Source organism: Mycobacterium sp. GA-2829 (assembly GCF_001499965.1).
Lineage (GTDB): Bacteria > Actinomycetota > Actinomycetes > Mycobacteriales > Mycobacteriaceae > Mycobacterium.
In genome coordinates this window covers 69,801-84,538 of the sequence record NZ_LQIT01000045.1, presented here as the reverse complement: position 1 = coordinate 84,538, position 14,738 = coordinate 69,801, and the positions used below count along the sequence as shown (strand labels likewise).

The 14,738-nt window shown below is 69.3% G+C and carries 13 protein-coding genes; 7 read left to right on the top strand and 6 right to left on the bottom strand.

What is annotated here, in order from left to right:
• Nucleotides 1-8 precede the first annotated feature (8 nt).
• Complete coding sequence (locus AU194_RS23555) at nt 9-1,514, top strand: APC family permease (RefSeq protein WP_059091680.1); 1,506 nt, start codon at nt 9-11, stop codon at nt 1,512-1,514.
• Nucleotides 1,515-1,517: 3 nt separating this feature from the next.
• Nucleotides 1,518-3,533, top strand: coding sequence for a primary-amine oxidase (locus AU194_RS23550; protein WP_059091679.1), 2,016 nt, complete (start codon nt 1,518-1,520; stop codon nt 3,531-3,533).
• Nucleotides 3,534-3,564: 31 nt separating this feature from the next.
• On the opposite strand, the gene AU194_RS23545 is transcribed toward AU194_RS23550, so the two are convergent.
• Nucleotides 3,565-4,698: a glycerate kinase gene (locus tag AU194_RS23545; RefSeq protein ID WP_059091678.1), complete on the bottom strand. Its 1,134-nt coding sequence runs from the start codon at nt 4,696-4,698 to the stop codon at nt 3,565-3,567.
• Nucleotides 4,695-5,660, bottom strand: coding sequence for a D-glycerate dehydrogenase (locus AU194_RS23540; protein ID WP_059091677.1), 966 nt, complete (start codon nt 5,658-5,660; stop codon nt 4,695-4,697). Before AU194_RS23540 ends, AU194_RS23545 begins: the two co-directional genes overlap by 4 nt.
• 279 nt (nt 5,661-5,939) lie before the next feature.
• On the opposite strand from AU194_RS23540, the gene pyrH reads away from it, so the two are divergent.
• The 3 genes from pyrH to AU194_RS23525 are packed head-to-tail and all read left to right on the top strand — an operon-like array spanning nt 5,940 to nt 8,167.
• Entirely contained in the window at nt 5,940-6,689 is a 750-nt protein-coding gene (pyrH, locus tag AU194_RS23535; protein ID WP_059091676.1) for a UMP kinase, read from the top strand.
• 39 nt (nt 6,690-6,728) lie between these two features.
• Nucleotides 6,729-7,286 (top strand): ribosome recycling factor, encoded by a 558-nt coding sequence (gene frr / locus AU194_RS23530; RefSeq protein ID WP_059091675.1) that lies wholly within the window; start codon nt 6,729-6,731, stop codon nt 7,284-7,286.
• Entirely contained in the window at nt 7,286-8,167 is an 882-nt protein-coding gene (locus tag AU194_RS23525; RefSeq protein ID WP_059091674.1) for a phosphatidate cytidylyltransferase, read from the top strand. The genes frr and AU194_RS23525 overlap by 1 nt, the downstream gene beginning before the upstream one ends.
• Here the strand turns inward: AU194_RS23525 and AU194_RS23520 are convergent.
• Nucleotides 8,075-9,025 carry a DMT family transporter gene (locus AU194_RS23520; protein WP_059091781.1) on the bottom strand — a complete coding sequence of 317 codons (951 nt, stop codon included), beginning with the start codon at nt 9,023-9,025 and terminating at the stop codon, nt 8,075-8,077. The genes AU194_RS23525 and AU194_RS23520 overlap by 93 nt on opposite strands.
• Before the next feature lie 169 nt (nt 9,026-9,194).
• Here AU194_RS23520 and AU194_RS23515 point away from each other — a divergent pair, with 169 nt between their 5' ends.
• Both AU194_RS23515 and rlmN read left to right on the top strand, forming a co-directional pair.
• Nucleotides 9,195-10,046 carry a LysR family transcriptional regulator gene (locus tag AU194_RS23515; RefSeq protein WP_059091673.1) on the top strand — a complete coding sequence of 284 codons (852 nt, stop codon included), beginning with the start codon at nt 9,195-9,197 and terminating at the stop codon, nt 10,044-10,046.
• Nucleotides 10,047-10,059: 13 nt separating this feature from the next.
• Nucleotides 10,060-11,169 (top strand): 23S rRNA (adenine(2503)-C(2))-methyltransferase RlmN, encoded by a 1,110-nt coding sequence (gene rlmN, locus AU194_RS23510; RefSeq protein ID WP_059091672.1) that lies wholly within the window; start codon nt 10,060-10,062, stop codon nt 11,167-11,169.
• Between the two features lie 76 nt (nt 11,170-11,245).
• On the opposite strand, the gene AU194_RS23505 is transcribed toward rlmN, so the two are convergent.
• The 3 genes from AU194_RS23505 to AU194_RS23495 form a co-directional block, all read right to left on the bottom strand.
• A complete protein-coding gene (locus AU194_RS23505) occupies nt 11,246-11,656 on the bottom strand; it encodes a nuclear transport factor 2 family protein (RefSeq protein ID WP_059091671.1) in 411 nt (136 codons plus the stop codon).
• Nucleotides 11,653-13,137 (bottom strand): aldehyde dehydrogenase family protein, encoded by a 1,485-nt coding sequence (locus AU194_RS23500; protein WP_059091670.1) that lies wholly within the window; start codon nt 13,135-13,137, stop codon nt 11,653-11,655. Before AU194_RS23500 ends, AU194_RS23505 begins: the two co-directional genes overlap by 4 nt.
• Nucleotides 13,138-13,228: 91 nt before the next feature.
• Nucleotides 13,229-14,539, bottom strand: coding sequence for a hypothetical protein (locus AU194_RS23495; protein ID WP_059091669.1), 1,311 nt, complete (start codon nt 14,537-14,539; stop codon nt 13,229-13,231).
• Nucleotides 14,540-14,738: the final 199 nt, after the last annotated feature.

Sequence of the window (14,738 nt, the reverse complement as noted above, 5' to 3'; positions counted from 1 at the left end):
GAGAATCGATGACACAAGCTGAGGCCGCGCCACCGGCCGATCGCGACAAGCTCATGACCACCGAGCTCGTCCCCGAACAGATCCTGCCCAAGGTGATGAGCACCTTCGGGCTCACCGCCGCCTACGTCTTCATCATCTGCTGGGTCACCGGATCGTCGGTGATGGCCGCAGGCGGGTGGACGGCCATCCCGATGTGGGTGCTCGGGATCCTCACCTTCCTGATCCCGGCCGGTATGGCCGTGGTAGAACTCGGCAACCTGTGGCCGGGTCAGGGCGGGGTGTACATCTGGGCCTACCGCACGATGGGGGAGACCTGGGGATTCATCGGCGGCTACCTGTCGTGGGTACCGGTGATCCTCAACGCCGCATCGTCCCCGGCGGTGGTGCTGCAGTTCCTGCTGCTGGCGTTCCACGCCGAGCTCGGGCTGACCGTGAGCATCATCCTGCAGTTGGTGATCCTGTGGACCGTCATCGGGTTGGCGCTGGCCAAACTCGCCGCCAACCAACGCATCATGAACATCGTCTTCGTCGTCTACGGCCTGCTGACGCTGACGATCTTCCTTTGCGGGTTGCTGTTCGCCGCGCGCCACGGATCGGCGACCCCGTTCACCTGGGAGGAGGCGACAATCCCCAACTTCGCCACCGCCGGATTCCTGTACGGCACAGTCCTTCTCTACCTGCTCGGTGTCGAAACGCCCTACAACATGGGCGCGGAGTTCCTGTCGGTGCGCCGCAGCGGGCCGCGGATGATCCTGTGGGGTTCGACCGCGTTGGTCGCGATCTACCTGCTCACCACCCTCGGCACGATGATGGCGCTACCCGGCGACGAGATCGACCCGGTCACCGGCATCATCGGCATGCTCGACGTGGCAGGCTTCCCGGGCCTGATGGAGGTCTGTGCCGTCGTGCTGGCCGGCATCATCGTGGTGGCGTTGATGACCTACCAGGTCGCCTACTCGCGGCTGATCTTCGTCTCCGGCCTCGAACGCCACCTGCCGCGCATCTTCACCCACCTCAACCCGCGCACCCGTAATCCGGTGACCGCCATCCTGATTCAGGGCGTGATCTCGTCGCTGATCCTGGTCGGCCTGTACTCCCAGAGCAGCATGGCCAACGTCACGATCTACCTGCAGGGCGGGCTGTCGACGGTGTGGCTGCTGTCCGGGTTCTTCTTCCTTATCCCGGTGATCATCGCGCGGAAGAAGTACGCGGATCGCTATGCGAACGAACAGTTCTGGCGGATCCCCGGCGGCATGGCCGGGGTGTGGGTCACAGTCGTGGTCGGCACGCTGGGCACGATCGGCGGCATCTACTACTCGTTCGTCACCCCGTGGATCGACGTGTCCACGGGCAACTGGATGACCTGGGTCGGCGGCATCAGCCTGGGCATGTTCGCCCTCGGCCTGGTCGTCTACATCTTCGGCAGGCGCTCGGCGCACAAGATGACCCAGGACGACGCGCTGGCGCACCTGGCGGTGCTCGACCTCAACAAGACCGACCCGGAAGGGGCGTGACCGATGACGATGGACAGTACGGTGGCGACGACGAAGCCCACCGACGACGGGCTCGGCTACCCGCTCGACCCGCTCAGCGGCGCCGAGATCGAGGCCGCGGCCCGGATCATCATGGACTCCGAATACGCCACACCGACATTGAAGTTCGTGATGATCTCGCTGGCGGAACCGGCCAAGACGCCGGAACTGACGTTCGGGCACCTCGACGGTGTGCCGCGCCGGGCGCTGGCGACGATGTACGACGCGGCGGCCAAACTGGTCTGCGAGGCGATCGTCGACCTCGGCGCCCGGGTCATCGACTCCTGGCGCACGGTGCCGGGCCGGTTCCCGTCCTACCTCGTCGAGCACATGACCGGTGTCGAGGAGGTGGTCCGGTGCGACCCGCGCTGGCAGGAGGCGATGCGCCGTCGCGGCGTCACCGACTTCGACCTGGCGATGATCGACCCGTGGCCGGCCGGGTACTACGGGCCCCAGGACCACTACGACAACTCCCCGCTGATCTGCCGACCGCTGACGTTCATGCGGGCCGCGCCGTCCGAACACGGATACGCGCGACCCGTCGAGGGGTTGATCGTCACATTCGATCTCGACGCGATGCGGGTCATCGACGTCGAGGATCACGGGGTGGTGCCGCTGCCACCGACCGCCGGCAACTACACCGAGCAGTTCATGTTCGACCCGAACAACCGCCCGGCGTTCACGCAGTTCCGTGACGACGTCAAACCGATCGAGATCACCCAGCCCGACGGGCCCAGCTTCACCGTCGACGGATGGCGGGTGCAGTGGCAGAAATGGTCGATGCGGGTGGGCTTCAACCCGCGCGAAGGCATTGTGCTGCACGAGATCGCCTACACCGACCGCGGGGAGACCCGGCCGATCGTGTACCGGGCGTCACTGTCGGAGATGGTGGTGCCCTACGGCGACACCGCACCCACGCACTGGAACAAGAACGTCTTCGACATGGGCGAGGTCGGGATGGGCTTCTCCGCCAACCCGCTGACCCTGGGGTGCGACTGTCTGGGCGAGATCCACTACTTCGACGGGACGGTCAACGATTCGGCGGGCAACGCGGTCACCATCCCCAACGCGATCTGCATGCACGAGGAGGACTTCGGGATCTCGTGGAAGCACACCGACTTCCGCACCGGTGAGGTGGAGGTGCGGCGGTCGCGGCGGCTGGTGATCTCGATGATCTGCACCGTCGGCAACTACGAGTACGGGTTCTTCTGGTACTTCTACAACGACGCCTCGATGGAGGTCGAGGTCAAGCTGTCCGGGGTGCTCACCACGGGTGCGGTGGCCGACGGGCAGGAACCGCGCTACGGGAAGCTGGTCGCGCCCGGCATCTACGGCCCGAACCACCAGCACTTCTTCAACTTCCGGCTGGACATGAGCATCGATGGCGCCGGAAACAGTGTGTACGAGGTGGATTCGATTCCGGAGCCCGATCCGGCGCTGAATCCCCACCGCAACGCGTGGATCACTCGAGACACGCTGGTCGCCTCGGAGGCCGAGGGTGCGCGCGACTGGGACTGGTCGACCGGCCGGTACTGGAAGGTCGCCAACCCGTCCAAGCGCAACGAACTCGGCGCCCCGGTGGCCTACAAGCTCACGCCCAAGGACGTGGTGCCGGTGATGGTGCAGGAGGGGTCCTACATCTACGACCGCGCCCGGTTCGTCCAGCACAATCTGTGGGTGACGCGGTACGACCCGGCGGAGCTCTTCGCCGCGGGCGACTACATGTACCAGTCGGCCGACATGCAGGGACTGCCGGAGTACATCGCTGACGACGCGCCGCTGGAGGACACCGACGTGGTGCTCTGGTACACCGTCGGCGCCCATCACGTGGTGCGGCCGGAGGACTGGCCGGTGATGCCGTGCGCCTATACGGGTTTCCACCTCAAACCGGTCGGCTTCTTCGACGGGAACCCGGCGCTGGACCTGCCGCCGTCACCGCCGAAGGCGTGCCACCCGCACCACGCGAGCCTGCCGGTGGCCGACGTCGCCCGGGAGTCGTAGGCGCCGCGAGCAGACACAGAATCGCGTGATTTCACGCGGATCCACGCGATTCTGTGTCTGCTCGGCGCAGGAAGTCGGCCGCGGCACGCCTCAGTGACTGCGGGCCCTCGCGCAGCGCCTGGGCCAGCGGGGTGCCCTCGGCGGTGATGCCGACGATCGCGTCGACGCCGTGGTCGAGCAGCACCGAGGCGTCGTCGCCGACGCGGCCGGCGAAGATCACCACACGGGTGCCGGTCCGGGCGGCGACCTGGGCGACCCCGAAGGGCGTCTTGCCCATCAGTGTCTGCGCGTCGACGCCGCCCTCACCGGTGAACACCCACTCCGCGCCCTGCAGCGCCTGCTCCAGCCCGACGGTCTCGGCGACGACCTCGACCCCGGGTCGGCTTGTCGCGCCGAGGAATTCGAGCAGGGCGAAGCCGAGACCGCCGGCAGCGCCCGCCCCGGGCGTATCGGCGTGCCCGGCGTGGGCGACGGCCGCGAACCGGCCCAGCGCGGCCTCCAGCCGGGCCACGTCGTCCTCGGTGGCGCCCTTCTGCGGGCCGAACACCGCACTGGCGCCGCCCGGCCCCAGCAGCGGTGCGGTGACGTCGCAGGCCAGCTGGATGCGCACCCCGGCCAGCCGCGGATCGAGCCCGGTGACGTCGATGCGGTCCAGGTCGGCCAGCGCCGCACCGCCGGGTGGCAGCGGCGCGCCCGCGGCGTCGAGCAGCCGGGCGCCGAGCGCGGTCAGCAGGCCGGCCCCGCCGTCGTTGGTGGCCGAACCGCCGAGGCCGATCAGGAACTCCGCGGCGCCGCGGTCCAGCGCGTGGGCGATCAGCTCTCCGACGCCGAAAGTGCTGGCTCGCAACACATCCCGCTCGGACGGGGCGATCTGTTCCAGACCTGCGGCGGCGGCCATCTCGATCACCGCGAGTCGCCGGTCGGGGACGTAGCCGTAGCGCGCGGACACCGGACGGCCCAGTGCGTCGGCCACCTCGACGCTCACCCGTTCACCGTCGAGGGCGTCGACCACCGCGTCGACGGTGCCCTCGCCGCCGTCGGCCATCGGTACCCCGACGCATTCGGCGGCGGGTCGCACGGCGCGGACCCCGTCGCGCATGGCCGCGATGGCCTGTGCGGCGCTCATCGACTCCTTGAACGAGTCCGGTGCGAGAACGATTCTCATGGGACCGGGGTCAGCGCGGGTCGGCCGGCGAGCACGGCTGCGACGTTGTCGACGGCCAGGATGCCCATGGCGTCGCGGGTCGCTTCCCCGGCGCTGGCGATGTGCGGGGTGATGACCAGGTTCGGGGCGTCGAGCAGCGCGGGGTTGACATGGGGTTCATTCTCGAACACATCCAGCGCGGCGCCACTTATCCGGCCCGCGGTCAGCGCGTCGATCAGCGCGGCCTCGTCGACGACTCCGCCCCGCGCGGTGTTGACCAGGTGCGCAGTCGGTTTCATGCGGGACAGCGCTGCGGCGTCGACGAGGTGGCGGGTCTCGGGGGTGAGCGGCGTCAGCACCGACACGACGTCGCTGGTCGCCAGCAGCGTATCGGTGTCGACGAACCGGACGTCGCCCTCGGTGCCGGAGGTGCGGCTGCGCGAGGTGGCGAGCACGGTCATGTCGAAGGCGCGGGCCCGGCGCGCGACGGCCCGGCCGATGCGGCCGTAACCCAGGATGCCGAGCGTGGCGCCCGCGCTGACGTCGAGCCCGACGAACATGCGCGGCCCCCAGATCCACGGTTCCCGCGAACGCAGGAAGCGGTCACCGTCGACCACCCGGCGGGTGGCGGCCAGGATCAGCGCGAAAGTGTGGTCGGCCGTGGCGTTGTCGAGGACGCCGGGGGTGTTGGTGACGGTCACCCCGGCGGCGTGTGCGGCCGCGAGGTCGATGTTGTCGTAGCCGACCGCGACGTTGGCGACCACGCGCAGCCCGGTGCCCGCGGCGGTCAGCAGGTCGGCGTCCACCCGCTCGGTCAGTGTCACCACCGCCGCGGCGGCGCCTGCGATGCCGGCTTCCAGCGCCGCGCGGTCGGGCGGATCGTCGTCACCGACGCGCAGCGGCCTGCCGAGGTCGCCCAGCCGGGCCATGGCCCCGTCGGTGAGCCGCCGCGACACGTACACGTGCCCGGCCGGTGTCGTCATGCCGCCCGACTCTAATCGGCGCCGAGTGCGACCAGGATCCGCTTGAACTCGCGCCGCTGAGCGCCCGTGAGGTCGCCCGGCGGCCGGTCCCCTCCGGCATCCGCAACGAGCCGGGTGGCCGCAAGTCGGCCCCGGCCTGGCTGCTTTCGGCCCATCCCGGCTGACGGCGCGCCGGGGCGAATTCGTCCGCCCCGGCCACACCGGGAACCCCGCATGAGGCAGGATGGGTGTGCCACCAGGGGGAGCGCCCGGTACGTCTAGCGAGGAGGCCGGAAGGGCATGTCGGAGCCGAACAACGCCGGCGCCGCAGTCGGGGAGATCCGGCCGCTGTACACACGCGTGCTGCTGAAACTGGGAGGGGAGATGTTCGGCGGCGGCGCCGTCGGCCTCGACCCCGATGTCGTGCACCTGGTGGCACGCCAGATCGCCGAAGTGGTGCGCAGCGGTGTGCAGGTCGCGGTCGTCATCGGCGGCGGCAACTTCTTCCGCGGCGCCCAGCTGCAGCAGCGCGGGATGGAACGCACCCGCAGCGACTACATGGGCATGCTCGGCACGGTGATGAACAGCCTGGCGCTGCAGGACTTCCTCGAGAAGGAAGGCATCGACACCCGCGTGCAGACGGCGATCACGATGGGCCAGGTCGCCGAGCCCTACATCCCGCTGCGCGCCGTGCGCCACCTGGAGAAGGGCCGCGTCGTGATCTTCGGCGCCGGTATGGGCCTGCCGTACTTCTCCACCGACACCACCGCCGCGCAGCGGGCGCTCGAGATCGGCGCCGACGTCGTGCTGATGGCCAAGGCCGTCGACGGCGTCTACACCGCCGATCCGCGCACCAACCCGGACGCCCAGCTGTTGACCGCCATCACCCACCGCGAGGTCATCGACCGCGGGCTGGCGGTCGCCGACGCCACCGCGTTCTCGCTCTGCATGGACAACGGCATGCCGATCCTGGTGTTCAACCTGCTCGTCGACGGCAATATCGCCCGCGCGGTCGCGGGTGAGAAGATCGGAACTCTGGTCACCACCTGATGCGGGTGCGCGGGCGAACGTAGCGACGGGAGACAGACAGTGATCGACGAAACCCTCTTCGATGCCGAGGAGAAGATGGAGAAGGCCGTGTCGGTGGCGCGCGACGATCTCGCGTCGATCCGTACCGGCCGCGCCAACCCGGGCATGTTCGCCCGGATCACCGTCGACTACTACGGCGCCTCCACCCCGATCACCCAGCTGTCGAGCATCAACGTGCCCGAGGCCCGCATGGTGGTGATCAAGCCCTACGAGGCCAATCAGCTCCGCAACATCGAGGATGCGATCCGCAACTCCGATCTCGGCGTCAATCCCTCCAACGACGGCAACATCATCCGGGTGTCCATCCCGCAGCTGACCGAGGAGCGTCGCCGCGACCTCGTCAAGCAGGCCAAGTCCAAGGGTGAGGACGCCAAGGTCTCGGTGCGCAACATCCGCCGCAAGGCGATGGACGAGCTGGCCCGCATCAAGAAGGACGGCGAGGCCGGCGAGGACGAGGTCAGCCGCGCCGAGAAGGACCTCGACAAGACCACCCATACCTACACCGCTCAGATCGACGAGTTGGTGAAGCACAAAGAAGGCGAGTTGCTGGAGGTCTGATGACCTCACAGCGACAAGCGAACTCCGTGTCGGGAACACCGGTCGACGAACCGCAGAAGAAGCCGTCCCGTGCCGGGCGCAACCTGCCCGCCGCGATCGCGGTGGGTGTGGTGCTCGGCGGCGGGCTCATCGCGATCCTGCTGTTCGCGCCCTACCTGTGGCTGGCGCTGGTGGCCGCCGCGGTGGCGGTCAGCACCTACGAGGTGTGCCAGCGGCTGACCGAGGCCGGCTACCGCATGCCGACGATCCCGCTGCTCGTCGGCGGTCAGGCCACGCTGTGGCTGACGTGGCCGTTCGGGCCCGCCGGGGCGCTGGGCGCGTTCGCCGCCACCGTCGTGGTCTGCATGATCTGGCGCCTCGTCGGCCAGGGCCTCAACCACACCCCGCAGAACTACTCCCGCGACATCGGCGCGGCGGTGTACCTGGCGACCTGGGTGCCGCTGTTCGCGAGCTTCGGCGCGCTGCTGATCTATCCCGACGACGGCGCCAACCGCGTGTTCTGCCTGATGCTCGGGGTGGTGTTCTCCGACATCGGCGGCTACGTCGCGGGGGTGCTGTTCGGTAAACACCCGATGGTCCCGGCGATCAGCCCCAAGAAGTCGTGGGAGGGGCTGGCCGGTTCACTGCTGTTCGGGGTCACCGGCGCGGTGGTCGCCGTGGTCTTCCTGCTCGACAAGCCCTGGTACGCCGGCGTCGCGCTCGGGGTGATGCTGGTGATCACCGGCACCCTCGGCGACCTGGTCGAATCCCAGTTCAAGCGAGACCTGGGAATCAAGGACATGAGCAATCTACTGCCGGGACACGGCGGGATGATGGACCGCATGGACGGCATGCTGCCGTCGGCCGTCGCCACCTGGATCGTGCTCACGTTGCTCGCCTGAGGCCCGTCTGCGCGACGAGCGGGCGTTCAGCCAGCAGGCCGTCGCGCCGAGGACCAGCCCCACGCCGATCCCTACGTCGATGCGCTCGCCGAGCATGAACCACGACATGACCCCGGCGACGGCGGGGATGACGCAGAACAGCATCGCCACCGCCGACGCGCCGTGCAGGTTGATCGCGCGGACGTAGAGGCTGAGCCCGAGGACGGCGTTGAGCAGCACGACGGCGGCCACGGCGACGGCCGCCCTGGTGGCGTCCTGCACCTCGAACGGGGTGACCATGGTGAGCGCCAGCGCGGGCAGGAACGCCACCCCGTTCTGGACCGCGCTGGAGGCGCGGAAGTCGACGTCGGCGCAGAAGCGCTGCTGGTACACCCCGCCGCCCGCGAGCCCGAGCAGCGCCACGAGCAGCAGCAGCACCACCGGGTCGACGCCGTGTTCGGCCATCAGCCGGCTCGCGCACGCGGCGAGCACCGCCGCGACACCGAGGACCAACGCCACGATGCGTCCGGGGTGCAGCCGGTCCCGCAGGAACGCCGCCGCCAGCAGCGCGGTCGCGACCGGGTTGATCGCGATCACCACCGCGCACAGCACTGCGGGCGCACCCTGTTGGATCGCGTAGTACAGCGCGCAGAACTGCGTGGCCTGCATCAACAGCGCGGTGACCGCGACGTGGCCGAGTTTGCGGCCCGTCGGGAACCCCGTCCGCGCGACGGCCGCCCACACCCCGAGGATCAGCGCGGCGAATCCGAAGCGGAACGCCAGCACGGCCATCGGCGTCATCGCATGTACGGCGAGGTTGCCGATCGGGTACCCCAGCGCGAACGTGACGGTCACCGCCGTCGCGGTGCGCAGCGGCATGCGGGTGGGCGTCATGGTGCCATGGTCGGCGCGTTCGGCGATGCGGTCCAACGAATATCGACGATCACGATCGATCGAGGATCGTGATCGGTCCTGCCGCCGATCCACGCATCGTGCGCGCTAACGCCGGATTTTTGATCGTCATCGCTGATCGGAGTACCTTGGTCGCATGTCCCAGGTGCTCGACATCGCGCCGCTGCGCAGCGTCGTCGCGGTCGCCGACTGTGGTGGATTTCACCGCGCGGCGGCCGTTCTGCACCTGACCCAGTCGGCGGTCAGCCAGCACGTCCGCCGCATCGAGGCGGTGGTCGGGGCGCCCGTGGTCGAACGGTCGGGCCGCGGCGTCGCCTTCACCGAACTGGGGTACCGCGTACTCGCCCACGCCCGCACGATCCTCGCCGCCCACGACGCCGCGCTCACCGATCTGGGCGCGGTACAGGAACGGGTCCTGCTGATCGGCGCCACCGAACACGGCGCCGACGTCATGCTGCCCGGACTCACGGCGGCGCTCGGGGAGCGGCTGGCCGGGTGGCGGCTGCGGTTCCGCCTGGACCGCAACCTGCTGCTGGCCGACGCCATCGAACATGGCGCGCTCGACCTCGCGGTGCTGCTCGACGGGTCGGGCCTGGACCCGACGAATGCGGCGGGCATGGTGCCGCTGACGTGGGTGTCGGCGCGCAGCTTCACCGCATCGGCCGCCGAACCGCTGCCGGTGGTGATGTACAGCGAACCGTGCACGCTGCGCGAACCCGCGTTCGTCGCGCTCGACCGCCTCGGGGTGGCCTACCGCATCGCCGCGGAGAGCTCGGACCTGTCCGGCCTGCTGGCCGCGGTGCGGTCCGGGCTCGGGGTGGCGCTGCTGCCGATGATCGGACGGCTGCCCGACGGCCTCTGCCCCGCCGAAGGGCTCCCACCCACCAGCCGCGCCTCGGTGTTCGTGCGCGGCCGCACCGGGGTCGACCCGGACGTGCTGACCGCCGCCGAACAGGCGGTGCGCGACGTGTTGACCGAACAAGCCTGATACTGGACGGAACATGAAACAGAACCTGGTCTTCGAAGCTCCGCGACGGGGTATGCCGCCGCGGCACTTCGCCGACCTCGACGACGACGGCCGCGCCGCCGCGGTCGCCGACCTCGGCATGCCGGCGTTCCGCGCCAAACAGCTGGCCAACCAGTACTACGGGCGGTTGATCTCCGATCCGGCGCTGATGACCGACCTGCCCGCCGCGGTGCGCGCCCAGACCGCCGAGGCGCTGTTCCCCGACCTGCTGTCGGTGGTGCGCGCCATCGAATGCGACGCGGGGGAGACGCGAAAGACGTTGTGGCGCGCCCACGACGGCGCGACGTTCGAATCGGTGCTGATGCGCTACACGGACCGCAACACCGTCTGCATCTCCTCACAGGCCGGGTGCGGGATGGCGTGTCCCTTCTGCGCGACCGGGCAGGGCGGGCTGATGCGCAACCTGTCCACCGCCGAGATCCTGGAGCAGGTGCGTACCGCGGCCGTCGAGCTGCGCGACCGCGACGGGGAGGGCATCGCGAGGGAAGGTCGGCTGTCCAACATCGTGTTCATGGGTATGGGCGAACCGCTGGCCAACTACAACCGGGTGGTCGCGGCGGTGCGTCGGATCACCTCACCGGCACCCGACGGGTTCGGCATCTCGGCGCGCTCGGTGACGGTGTCGACGGTCGGGCTGGCGCCGGCGATCCGCAAACTCGCCGACGAGCGACTCAACGTGACGCTCGCGCTGTCGCTGCACACCCCCGACGACGAGCTGCGCGACACGCTCGTACCGGTGAACAACCGCTGGAAGGTCGACGAGGTGCTCGACGCGGCGCGCTACTACGCCGACGTGACCGGGCGCCGGGTGTCGGTGGAGTACGCGCTGATCCGCGACGTCAACGACCAGCCGTGGCGGGCGGATCTGCTCGGCAAGAAGCTGCACGGCAAGCTCGGCCCGCTGGTGCACGTCAACCTGATCCCGCTCAACCCCACCCCGGGCAGCGAGTGGGACGCCAGTCCCAAACCCGTCGAGCGCGAGTTCGTGCGCCGGGTGCGCGAGCGCGGGGTGTCCTGCACGGTGCGCGACACCCGCGGCCGCGAGATTGCCGCCGCCTGCGGGCAGCTGGCCGCCCAGGGCTGATCACCCTCCGCCGAGACTGCTGCCAGATCGCGTGCCACGCGAAAAAGACGATCTGACAGCAGTTTCGGCGAATCGGTCAACCGGTACGCGCCGGCGCGTTGGCGAACCAGACGTTCTCCTCGCGCAGGCTGCGGCTGCGCCACCCGTCCGGCGTGCGCACCACCTCGTGGTGGTAATAGCCGCCGCACGAAGACATCTCGGGCATCCCGGGCAGCTGCATCGGGTTGTAGAACATCGCCCGCACCGTGGCCGAATCGCCGTCGTGCTCGAGGATCTCGATGTTGGTGATGTAGTGCATGCTCCACGGCAGCACCCCGAAATTCGCGGCGAACCAGTCGACCACCTCGTCGCGGCTGCCGACCACCGCACCGGCCGACGAGTAGTCGATGCGGGCGTCCTCGGTGAACACCGACCGGTAGAGCTCCCAGTCCTTCGTGTCGACGGCACGGGCGTACCGGTAGAGCAGCGCCGTGATCTCGTCGATCATTCGGGCATGCCGATGGTCTTCGCCTCCAGGTACTCCTTGTAGCCCTCTTCGCCGTTGCGGTACCCCAGCCCCGACTGTTTGGTGCCGCCGAACGGGCTGGTGATGCCGAAGTGGCTCTTGCCGTTGATCGTCACGTTGCCGGTCCGCATTCGGCACGCAATCGCGAATGCGCGGTCCACATCTCCGCCGGACACCTCGCCGGACAGCCCGTAGATGGTGTTGTTGGCGATCGCGACGGCATCGTCGTCGGTGTCGTACGGCGTCACCGTCAGTACCGGCCCGAAGATCTCCTCCTGGGCGATCTGGCTGTCCGGGTCGACGTCGGCGAGCAGCGTCGGCTGGGTGTAGTAGCCGACCGGCAGGTGCTCCGGGACGCCGCCTCCGGTGACCAACCGTGCGCCCGAGTCGATGCCGCTCCTGATCAGCCCGAGCACCTTCTGCCGCTGGGTCTCGCTGATCTGCGGACCCTGCATGTTGCCCGGCGTCCATGGATCGCCGACCGGGAAACCCTCCATCATGGTCTTGAGGATCGCCAGACCTTCGTCATACCGGCTGCGCGGCAACAGGATTCGCGACGGCAGGATGCAGGACTGACCGCTCATCACGCACGCCATCATCGCCGCCATCGGCAGTGCGGAATTGAAATCGGCGTCGTCGAGCACGATGTGGGCCGACTTGCCGCCCAACTCCAGCAGCGTCTTCTTCACCGTCGGCGCACCGGCGGCCAGGATCGCCCGCCCGGTGGCCGTCGACCCGGTGAAGGTGATCATGTCCACCCGCGGATCCGCCGACAGTGCCGCCCCGACCTCGTTGGCATTGGAGACGACGACGTTGAACACCCCGGCCGGGATGTCGGTCTCCTCGGCGACGATGCGGCCGTACTCGCTGCCCGACCACGGCGTCAGCTGAGCGGGCTTGAGCACGACGGTGTTCCCGGCCATCAGCGCGGGCACCGTCTCGGCGATGTTGAGGTAGAACGGCACGTTCCACGGCGTGATCGCGCCGACGACACCCACCGGTTCGTAGTGGATCTTGCGGCGCGCGGGGCCCAACTGGGTCGGGTGCACACCGGTGTCGACGAGGTAGTCGAAGTTCTTCCCGTGTTCGGCCCAGTGCTTGACCTCTTCGATCGGGCTCTCGATCTGGCTGCCGCTCACGGTGACCGGACAGCCCACCTCGGTGATGAGGATGCGCCGCAGCCGCTCCTTGTTGCGTTCGAGCGCCTCGTGCAGCTGGGTCAGGCAGTGGTACCGGAAGTCGAGATCCCGTGACCAGTCCGTCTCGTCGAATGCTCGGCGTGCCGCGGCCACCGCGCGACCCATGTCGTCGACGGTCCCGTCGGTGGCCTGGCCCGCCACCTGCTCGCTGGCCGGATGGATCACGTCGAACGTGGCGCCACTGCCGGTCAGTTGCAGTTCGCCGTCGATCAACATCCGCTCGTCACCGGCGAGAACGCCGGATTCGGTCTCCACAGTCGTCATACGTCAAGCGTTACAAAAATTGGCCGGGTCGTCAGCCGAATGATGGAAATACCGTTCTCCATTTGGAAGGAGATGATTCTCCGAGGCGGTGTCAGGCGGCGCGGCCCAGCGCAATGGACTCCGGGGCCCCGTCCGGCGGTCCGGCACGTGGCCGCCAGCGCGGGAACGTCACCACCGCGCCCGGACCGCTGCCGCCGTGCTCGGGCTCCAGGAACCGTGCGACCGCCGAGACCCGGACCGCGATACCGGCCCTGGCCTGCCGGTACCCGAGTCGAATGCCCACCGCGGTGAGGACGAGTATTCCGCCGATGCCGGGCAGCGCCGTCGCCGCCAGCACGGCCAGCGACGCCGGTACCGCGATGTCGTCGATCCGCTCGATGGCGTTCTCGAGCCACGACCCTGCGGCCGGGGCGCTCGGGGCGGCCACCATGCCTGGGGGCTCGGCGGGCGCGCCGGTGACGTTTTGTGGATGGCTGAGAAGCGCCAGCATGTCGGTGGCGGCCGGGACGACGCCGACCGGCCCCGCGCCCGGTGCGGGCACGGTGAAGCTGTCGAGGTGTGGCAGGAGGAGCAGGGCCAACGGCGACGTCATGAAGGACGCGACATCTGGCGACAAGCCACCGCCCAGGGCCAGGTCTGGCAGCCCCGCCGTCGACGGTTGGGCGCCGAGCAGGCTCACCAGGGCGCGGTAGAGATCGGCCGGGATCTGCAGCAGCCGCTCGACGGTAGCGACGATGGGATCCACGATGTTCTCCAACACCCAGATGTATGCGGGAGGTAACAGGACGGGGTAGGGCGCGGGCGGGATCGCCTGCAGTGGCGGTGGCACGCTCGTCGTCATCGGCGCCGAGGCCGGGGCCGGTGGGTCGGCCACGGGGACGCTCACCGGCGCGGAAGCTTCTACCGGTGGCGGTGGGGCGATCGCCGGCTCAACCGCGGGGGTGACCGGTTCGGAAACGGGCGCAGGAGCAGGCTCGGCGGCAGGTGAGGTGTCTGTCAGCGGTGCGGTCCCGTCGCCGGTCGAGTCCGACGACGTTGCGGCGGAGTCGGAGTCGGACGTGGTGGCCGACAGGTCGGCGTCGACCGGCGGCTCTGACCACACGTCCCAGCTGCTCGAGCCGGACGTGTCGGCCTCATCCTCATCCTCATCCGGCGCAGGCTCATCGAAGCCGGACGTCTCATCGGCGGGGTGCGTCCCGTCGTCCGTGGTGCCCGTGTGGTCGATGGCGCTGGTGTCGTCGGCCCGGTCGCTGTCGCCGGCACCGCTGTCGGTCGACTCGCCGGCCGTCGAACCGGACGAGTCAGGGTGGGCGGCGGCGATCCCGCCGCCCGCGCCGCCCAGGAACAGGCCTGCGGTGAGCACCACGATGCCCACGAACGAGTGCCAACGTCGCGGGGCCACAACGCCCTCCCCACACCGAGGACCACGTGCCGATGGTCCAAGGACGATCCTGCCTCGGGGATGCCGGGGGATCGAATGATCACCCGGCAACCCAGACCGGCGGCGACGCCGCCGATTGAGCAATGAGACCACTCGCGGCACCAGGTCACAACCCACTTCCGGCGGCGTCATTGCTTCGAGAAACAGCGCCATCGCCGTC

Excerpts from the sequence above, each read along its gene's own strand:
- AU194_RS23555 (WP_059091680.1), top strand. The coding sequence starts at position 9 with ATGACACAAGCTGAGGCCGCGCCACCGGCCGATCGCGACAAGCTCATG.
- AU194_RS23525 (WP_059091674.1), top strand. The coding sequence starts at position 7,286 with ATGACCTCACAGCGACAAGCGAACTCCGTGTCGGGAACACCGGTCGAC.
- rlmN (WP_059091672.1), top strand. The coding sequence starts at position 10,060 with ATGAAACAGAACCTGGTCTTCGAAGCTCCGCGACGGGGTATGCCGCCG.
- AU194_RS23505 (WP_059091671.1), bottom strand. The coding sequence starts at position 11,656 with ATGATCGACGAGATCACGGCGCTGCTCTACCGGTACGCCCGTGCCGTC.
- AU194_RS23550 (WP_059091679.1), top strand. The coding sequence starts at position 1,518 with ATGACGATGGACAGTACGGTGGCGACGACGAAGCCCACCGACGACGGG.
- AU194_RS23500 (WP_059091670.1), bottom strand. The coding sequence starts at position 13,137 with ATGACGACTGTGGAGACCGAATCCGGCGTTCTCGCCGGTGACGAGCGG.
- pyrH (WP_059091676.1), top strand. The coding sequence starts at position 5,940 with ATGTCGGAGCCGAACAACGCCGGCGCCGCAGTCGGGGAGATCCGGCCG.
- AU194_RS23545 (WP_059091678.1), bottom strand. The coding sequence starts at position 4,698 with ATGAGAATCGTTCTCGCACCGGACTCGTTCAAGGAGTCGATGAGCGCC.
- AU194_RS23540 (WP_059091677.1), bottom strand. The coding sequence starts at position 5,660 with ATGACGACACCGGCCGGGCACGTGTACGTGTCGCGGCGGCTCACCGAC.
- AU194_RS23515 (WP_059091673.1), top strand. The coding sequence starts at position 9,195 with ATGTCCCAGGTGCTCGACATCGCGCCGCTGCGCAGCGTCGTCGCGGTC.
- AU194_RS23520 (WP_059091781.1), bottom strand. The coding sequence starts at position 9,025 with ATGCCGCTGCGCACCGCGACGGCGGTGACCGTCACGTTCGCGCTGGGG.